This window comes from Streptomyces sp. NPDC097640, from assembly GCF_040302705.1.
Classification (GTDB): Bacteria; Actinomycetota; Actinomycetes; order Streptomycetales; family Streptomycetaceae; genus Streptomyces.
The window spans coordinates 146,442-153,722 of sequence record NZ_JBEOSB010000009.1 but is presented as its reverse complement, the minus strand read 5'-3'; the positions used below and the strand labels follow the sequence as shown (position 1 = coordinate 153,722).

6 protein-coding genes and 1 pseudogene are annotated in these 7,281 nt (G+C 71.9%); 1 reads left to right on the top strand and 6 read right to left on the bottom strand.

Going from position 1 to position 7,281, the window contains the following annotated elements; translation table 11 throughout:
- From ABTY62_RS16400 to ABTY62_RS16375, 6 genes and pseudogenes are all read right to left on the bottom strand, one after another.
- A pseudogene (locus ABTY62_RS16400) lies at nt 1-1,297 on the bottom strand (hypothetical protein); the annotation flags it as partial.
- Complete coding sequence (locus ABTY62_RS16395; protein WP_352130080.1) at nt 1,298-1,453, bottom strand: DUF6760 family protein; 156 nt, start codon at nt 1,451-1,453, stop codon at nt 1,298-1,300.
- Nucleotides 1,450-1,929: a hypothetical protein gene (locus ABTY62_RS16390; protein WP_352130079.1), complete on the bottom strand. Its 480-nt coding sequence runs from the start codon at nt 1,927-1,929 to the stop codon at nt 1,450-1,452. The genes ABTY62_RS16395 and ABTY62_RS16390 overlap by 4 nt, the downstream gene beginning before the upstream one ends.
- Nucleotides 1,929-2,372 carry a phage tail protein gene (locus tag ABTY62_RS16385; RefSeq protein ID WP_352130078.1) on the bottom strand — a complete coding sequence of 148 codons (444 nt, stop codon included), beginning with the start codon at nt 2,370-2,372 and terminating at the stop codon, nt 1,929-1,931. Before ABTY62_RS16385 ends, ABTY62_RS16390 begins: the two co-directional genes overlap by 1 nt.
- A gap of 66 nt (nt 2,373-2,438) precedes the next feature.
- Nucleotides 2,439-4,028 carry a phage tail sheath family protein gene (locus ABTY62_RS16380; protein WP_352130077.1) on the bottom strand — a complete coding sequence of 530 codons (1,590 nt, stop codon included), beginning with the start codon at nt 4,026-4,028 and terminating at the stop codon, nt 2,439-2,441.
- 148 nt (nt 4,029-4,176) lie between these two features.
- Nucleotides 4,177-5,622 carry an eCIS core domain-containing protein gene (locus tag ABTY62_RS16375; RefSeq protein WP_352130076.1) on the bottom strand — a complete coding sequence of 482 codons (1,446 nt, stop codon included), beginning with the start codon at nt 5,620-5,622 and terminating at the stop codon, nt 4,177-4,179.
- 219 nt (nt 5,623-5,841) lie between these two features.
- Here ABTY62_RS16375 and ABTY62_RS16370 point away from each other — a divergent pair, with 219 nt between their 5' ends.
- Nucleotides 5,842-7,275 (top strand): RICIN domain-containing protein, encoded by a 1,434-nt coding sequence (locus tag ABTY62_RS16370; protein WP_352130075.1) that lies wholly within the window; start codon nt 5,842-5,844, stop codon nt 7,273-7,275.
- Nucleotides 7,276-7,281: the final 6 nt, after the last annotated feature.

Here is a 7,281-nt window from a genome sequence, read left to right as displayed (position 1 = left end):
CCACCGTCGATAGCGCGGAGGTAAGGGCCCGCGCCGACGCCAAGGGAAGCGAGGCGGGGAGCCTGGGACGGCTCGTCTCCCGCCGGGGCCCGGCCGATGCGGAACCGGCGTCCGCAGCGGGGGCGGGGGAAGGGGCCGCCAGTACCGGAACCCTCGCCTCGGGCCGCACGACCGGCGCGGCGGTCACGGTCGGCGTGGCCCCCTCGGCGGGCGGGGACGGGTCGTGCCGTCCTGGCTCCGGCGACGGTGTCCGCGCCTGCGGAGCTGCCGAGGGTGCCGGTGTCGCGGGGGCCGGACGCGACGGCAGGGGCGCGCCCAGGCCCGTGCGGAGGCCGGGCCCGGAGGGGGTGGCGAACGGCGCACCCGGCGCGGACGAGACGTGCCGCTCAATGGGTGCCGGGGGCTTCCCGGTCATGGGCGTGCCCAGGCCCGTACGCCGCCGGCCCGGGGCCGACCCCGCGGACGGACCGGCGGACGGACCGGTTCCGCCATGCCCCGCCGAGGGGTGCCGGTGAACGGGCAGTGTGGGAGAGACAGGTGACGGGACGACAGGTGAAGGAGCGGCGGACAGCGGGGCCGTTCCGGTCGTCGGCGCGTCCGGGCCGCTCGGCTGCCGCTCGGCCGAGCCCACACCGGGCTCCGGTGTCGGCGACGGAACAGGGACGGCCGGACCGGGAGCAGGCGGGGCGGGAGCAGGCAGAGCAGGGACAGCCGGAGCGGGGGCGGGCGGAGCGGGGGCGGGCGGCCGGGGCGCCGATGGGGCCGTCGGCAGAGAGCGGCGCTGTACGGCGCGGGCCGCCGGGGCCGTGGTCAGAGTGTTCGGGCGGGCGGTACGTACGGCGCTCCGTTGCACCGGCCGCACCCGGGGCCCCAGCGCCCGGGCGGACGTCGGCGCCGCGGGCGCCGCACCGGCGGGCCCCGCGGGCTCCTCCCGCCGGGCCACCGGCAGGGTCAGCGCGGGCGCACCGAGGGCCGGGGACGGGTTGCCCGACGTGACGAAGGCGCCGCGGACCAGGCCGCCCGGTGCGCCGTCGAGCACAGCGTGCGACAGCGTCCCGGCGAAGGAGGGGTTCTGCCAGGTGGTGAGCGCGCCGCCGAAGCCGGGGTCGGCGACACCGCGCGGTGGCCGGGCGGCGGCGATCGGCCGGATCGGGGGCAGGCCGGACCAGCCGGCCGCCCCGCGCTCCACCACCGCCTGGGCCGCGCCTTCCGCCGTCGCGGCCGTCGCGGCCGTCGCCGGCGTTTCGGCGCGGGCCTCGCGGGCGCGGCGGCCGCGCAGCCTGTCGAGCAGGGCCATCTACCCCTCCGTGGCGCGGGTGACGAGGGCGGCGATCTCCTGGGCGTAGCGCCGCCGGTCGCGGTGTTCGAGGTCCAGGAGATCCTCCAGACTCCAGTGGAAGTGGTAGGCGATGTACGCGATCTCCTCGTGGATACGGTCGGCCGCGTACGTCACGATTCCCCCAGGCGGCTCCCGCCGAGCTCCACCTCGAAGGCGTGCTCGCAGTGCGGGCAGGTCACCCCGGCCCTGGTGTGGCCCTCGGCGTTGACCTGGCGGTAGAAGTCCTGGAGGAAGGCGAGGTCGGAGGCGAACATGTTCTCCACCACCCCGTCGTGCACCGTCGGCAGCGTGCCGAGCCGGGTGATGACCCGGCCGAGCAGCACCACCGACAGATAGGCCGGGTTCTCCTGGACCCGGACGTCCCGCAGGGGCACCAGTTCGTCCCGGGCGGTCGCCAGCCGCATGGCCCCGGTGCGGTGCACGGTGCCGGACTCGTCGACGTATCCGCGCGGCAGCTCGAACTCGAACTCGGTGCGCAGCCGCTGCGGTTCGGCGGCGACGTGCTGCGCTGCCGCGGGCTGCTGGGCCGGGGGTGCGGCCGGGTCGGTACCGGTGGCCACGGTCTCGGGCCGGAGGGCGGTGCGGCGCATTACTCGATGACCAGCTCTTCGTAGGTGATGGTCACGGTCTCCGTGAGCGCCGAGGCCGCGCCGGCCTCGACCGAGCTGGCGTCGATCTTGCAGCACCAGGCGTTGCGCAGGTTGTACCGCTTGACCGGGTTGCTCTCGGGGTCCATCACGAGAATCGTGGCGTTCTTACGGGCCGTCGACATGCGGCCTTCGATGGACTCCTTGATCCATTCCGTGAACGCCGAGGAGTGCGTCATGCCGCGCACGACGGTGCACTCGCCCGCCTTCTGCACGCCCGGCATCTTGCTGACCTTGGGCTGGCCGGTGGCCGAGACCTGCTGGTATTCGATGACGTCCTGCTGGAAGCTCAGGACTTCGACCTTCTTGAGGTATTCGACCATGACGCCGTCGATCTGCAGGCCGAAATTGTGTGAGGTGAGGGTATCGCCGGGTGCCATGCTCATGAGCCGCTGTCTGTCCTTCTGCTTGTTTGCTGATCGGAGGTCGGGCTACGTACAGCCCACGGAGCTCTACTCCTCCAGCTCGCCGCTTCCGCCGGAGAACTGGGCCAGCCGGAAGATCACGAACTCGGCGGGCTTGACGGGCGCGATGCCGATCTCGCAGACGACCCGGCCCAGGTCCACCGACTCCGGCGGGTTGGTCTCCTCGTCGCACTTGACGTAGAAGGCCTGCTCCGGAGAGGAGCCGAAGAGGGCGCCGCCGCGCCACTCGTTGACCAGGAAGGCGGAGACGTTGCGCCGGATACGGGCCCACAGGTGGTGGTCGTTGGGCTCGAAGACCACCCACTGGGTTCCGATCAGGATCGACTCCTCCAGGTAGTTGAAGTACCGGCGGATGTTGATGTAGCGCCAGGCCGGGTCCGAGGAGACGGTGCGCGCACCCCAGACGCGGATGCCGCGGCCGGGGAAGGCGCGGATGCAGTTGACGCCGATCGGGTTGAGCAGGTCCTGCTCCCCGCGGGTGACCTGGGTCTCCAGGTCGATGGCGCCGCGCACGACCTCGTTGGCCGGGGCCTTGTGCACGCCGCGCTCGAAGTCGTTGCGCGCCCAGATGCCCGCGATGTGACCGCTCGGCGGGACCAGGCCCGACTGGCCGCTGGCCGGGTCGAAGACCTTGATCCAGGGGTAGTAGAGGGCCGCGTACTTGGAGTCGTAGCCCGCGGTCTCCTGCCGCCAGACCCGGATGTCACGGGCGTTGAGGCCGGGCGGCGGGTCGATGACGGCAACCCGGTCGCCCATCAGCTCGCAGTGCGCGATCAGTCCGAGCTGCACCGCCTTGACCGACTCCAGGTCGATCGCGCCGCGCTGGTAGGCCGCCATCAGGTCGGGGACGGCCACCATGGAGATCTCGTCCACCGCCTCCAGGCCGCCGAAGCCGGTGCGGTCGGCGGAGTCGCCGAGGTACTGGGCGGGGCCGGGGTGACCCTCACCCGCCTCGGCCGGAGCGCCGGCCGGGGTGGGGGCGGCGGGACGGGCCAGGGCCACCGTCTGGTTCTGCGGCCGCGCGAGTTGCGCGGCGGGGGCCGCCTCCTGGACCGTGATGAGCCTGGAGCGCTCCTTGACCTGCGTGACGACGTAGGAGCGGTTGCCCTTCTTGGCCGTCACGTCGAAGGACTCGGCGACCTTGCCCTCGTCCTTGACGATCAGCTTGAACCGCTCGGCCGGGCCCTCCCCCTCCGCGTCCGCCACCTCGACGCTGAGCGCGCCGCCGGGTGTGAGGGCCCGGACGGTGAACGTGCCCAGCTCGGCGGGGGCGCCCGGGGGCAGCTCGGCCGGGCCACCGGCACCCCCCGCCACCGCGGCCGGGGCACCGGCCGCCCCGGTCTCCCCTTCGGCTGTGCCACCGACCCGCACGACGTAGGCGGCGGAGCCGCCGTTGTTGAAGAAGCCGTAGACGGCGTGTGCGAGGTAGAGCCCATCGATGAACTCGCCGAAGGACGCGACGTACTGGGACCAGTTGGTCACCAGCGTCGGGGTGTTCAGCGGTCCGCGGGGGGCGAGCCCGACGAAGGCGGCCACCGAAGTGCCCACCCCCTCGATCGGTCGGGAGCCGCTGGCGACCTCCTCGACGTAGACGCCGGGCGACAGATACGACGGCATGCGCTGTGCTCCTCGGAGGGTGGGGAAACCGTGCCACCCTCACTCTTGACGGGACGCCGCACCCCCGCCCAGGTCCCTGGGTACCTGGCCCGGTGCAGAGCCGGTGCACGAAGGTACAGCGGCGGCCAGGCTCCGGGCCTCGCTCTGCCTAGAAGTTCGGCTCTCGGGTGACCGTGTAGATGTCCGCGCCCTCGTAACCGCCACCGCCCCCGCCGTAACCGCCACCGCCACCGCCGTACGAGCTGGGGCCGGCCGGGGCGGCCGTCTGCTCGTTGCCCTGCGAGTAGTACGCCACGCCCCACTCCTGCATGCTCCTGTCCATGTCGCGTGACTCGCTGTTCTGCCCGTCTCTCCGGTTGCAGCGCGCGCACTTCGCCCTGAGGTTCGGCGCGTGGTTCGCCGCCGCTACGGCGTCGTCCTGGGTAATCGCCCAGAGGTCGCGGTAGATCCCCACGAAACGCTCGTTGTACAGCCCCAGGTCCACCTGGAAGTTCGTGAAACTCGCCGCCCGGACGATATAGGCGATGATCCCCTCGACATGATCGATGTCCATTTTGTCGGCGGTCTTGTACTCCTTGCATCGCCCCCGGCAGCGGTAGGTCAGCTCACCCCGGCTGTTCCACTTCTTCTCTGTCTCATCGCTGGCGAGAATCCCCGCCCTGACGCCCGGGGCAAATGCCACCCGGTTTCCGTCCCACAACCGCGTGCCGTTGACCCTTCTCCTGCTGGGTATGAAGTTCTCGGCCGCGGTAAGCAGGTCTTCCGTGCCCTCGGGGTGATTGCGCTGGCGCTCCGCCTCTCGGGTACGACCGCGTCTGTCCACCGGACGCCGCCGCGCGTCGCGGGTGGACTGCCTGGCCCCGGGCCACCGCTGGACGGCGACGTCTCCGATCGGCGTCGCCGTCTTCGCGTGGGCCGCCGTCCCCGTCCCCGTCCCCGTCTCCGTGGGCGTGAAAGCCGCTGCCGCACCGGCCGGGACCGGCTTGCTCATGACCTCGTCCGCCTTGGCGTCGGCGGCCTTCTCGCCGGCGTCGCCCGGGCTCGACATCCGTGTCCCGTCGCCCTGGTCCGTGCCGGGGACCTCCCCCTTCTCCTGGTCGAAGGTGTGCGCGATCTCGTGGGCGACGACACGCTTTTTCCGCAGACTCTCCGGCTTGAAGACCATGTGGTGACCGGAGGTGTACGCCTCGGCGTCGATCTCCTCCGCCGAGCGCTGGGCAGCGACGTCGGTGTGCACCCGCAGATGGGACAGGGGCCGGTTGAAGCGGGCCTCCATCTCCGTACGCAGCGGGCCGTCGAAGGGCTGCCCTGGCATGGCCAGCACGTCGAGCACGGTCGAGCGCTGCACAGAGGGCGTGTGTCCGCAGGCCCCGTCGTGCTCGTGCCGGTCCTGCTCCTGGTCCTGTGCCAGTCTCTGGACGACGGCGGCGTTGCCCGCCAGGCTCTGGAGGGTGCCCATCTGGCCCGGGGTCACCGGATCGCGGAACGCAAGGTGTGCCGTCGGCCCTGTGGTGGTGTGGGCCGCCGCGAGGCGGGTCCGGGGCCTGGAACGGCCTGGGGACCGCTCGTTCTCCGGCGTCTGTCGCTCGTGCATCGCCTCGCCTCTCCCTGCTCCGATACGTCCTCTCTCGATACGCCACGCGTCCGTGTGTTCAGTAGATGCCCCGGGGCAGCCCTCCCCGTTCTTGGGGGCAACCACCCGGCCCCGAGGGCCACCGGCCGCCCGTCGGGGCACGGCGCCACACCTTCCAGGCAACGGACCCTGCCCCCACGCCTGGGACGGCGGGCGGCCGCCCGCCATAGCGTCCGTACGGTGAGCCTTTGGACCTCCCTCGAACCTGCCTCGACCACCGTGAACCCCGGTGGCTCGGCCACCGTGCGGCTGCGGTTGCGCAACACTGGCGACGTCGTCGACGAGTACCGCTTCGTACCGGTCGGCACCCTGTCCCCATGGACGACCGTGGAGCCGCAGACGCTCCGGCTCTACCCGGGCACGACCGGGACAGTGGAGCTGACCTTCGCCCCGCCCCGGACCCCGGAGGCGACGGCCGGGCCGAATCCGTACGGGGTGCAGATCCTCCCGGCCGAGCACCCCGAGGCCACCACAGTCCCCGAGGGGAACGTCACCGTCACGCCGTTCAGCGAGGTGCGCGCCGAGCTCGTGCCGCAGACGGTGAAGGGCAGGTTCCGGGGGCGGCCGAAGCTCGCGGTCGACAATCTCGGCAACGTCAAGCTCACCGCCTCCGTCAGCGGCAGCGACAACGGCGACCAGATCTCCTACGACATCCACCCGGCCAACGTCCAGATCGAGCCCGGCCGGGCCGCCTTCATCAAGACCACCCTCAAACCGCGCGGGATCATCTGGGCGGGCCCCAAAGAGGCCCGGCCGTTCACGCTCTCCGTACAGCGATCCGGCGCCGAACCGCTGCCGGTGCGGGGCACCTACGAGCAGCCGGGGCTGATGCCGCGCTGGCTGGGGATGTTCCTGAGCGTCCTGATCGCGCTGACCATCGCCTTCGTCACCATCTGGTTCGCGAATAAGCCCCAGGTGAACACCCGGGCCCAGCCCCGGACCGAGCAGGTCAACTCCTCCGCGCTGCCGACCCCGGGGCCATCGGCCTCCAGTCCTTCGCTGCCCACGCCGAGCGTGGAGCCCGAGCCGAGTCAGCCGGCAGGCGGTGACGGGAACGGCGCCGGTGGCGGCGGCGAGCCCAAACCGGAGAAGGAGCAGGAGCGGGAGCCGGACGACAAGTTCACCCGCGTCCTGCTCCGGAACGGGACGACGCAGAAGTGCGCCGCCCCGGTCGAGCCGAGGGGCGAGCTGGAAGGGAAGACCGCCCAGTTCCCCTGCGACGAGGACAAGCCGCGGCAGCGGTGGAACCTCGAAACGGTGTTCAAGGGGAAGGGGCCGGGCAACGCAGACCTCCTCCAGATCCGCAACACCATGGACGGCTACTGCATGGACCTGCCGGGGCCGGACCCGGCACCCGCCACCACGGTCGTGCAGGAGGCGCCCTGCAACCGCAAGATCGATGACAACCAGCTCTGGTGGCTGGAGGAGCGGCCGAACACAGGCGGCCTCTACTGGATCCACAACTACGCCAGCAACCAGCTCTGCCTGGACGTCTCCGGCTACGCCTCCCGGGGAACGGACCGGGCGGACGGCGCCAGGCTCACCCTCTTCGGCTGCTCTGATGACGACGATCAGAGGTGGTTCATCGTCAAGCCCGAGAACGAGGGGAACTGAGCGAGT

Coding starts and splice junctions, on each gene's coding strand:
- ABTY62_RS16390 (WP_352130079.1), bottom strand. CDS start 1,929: ATGCGCCGCACCGCCCTCCGGCCCGAGACCGTGGCCACCGGTACCGAC.
- ABTY62_RS16385 (WP_352130078.1), bottom strand. CDS start 2,372: ATGAGCATGGCACCCGGCGATACCCTCACCTCACACAATTTCGGCCTG.
- ABTY62_RS16380 (WP_352130077.1), bottom strand. CDS start 4,028: ATGCCGTCGTATCTGTCGCCCGGCGTCTACGTCGAGGAGGTCGCCAGC.
- ABTY62_RS16375 (WP_352130076.1), bottom strand. CDS start 5,622: ATGCACGAGCGACAGACGCCGGAGAACGAGCGGTCCCCAGGCCGTTCC.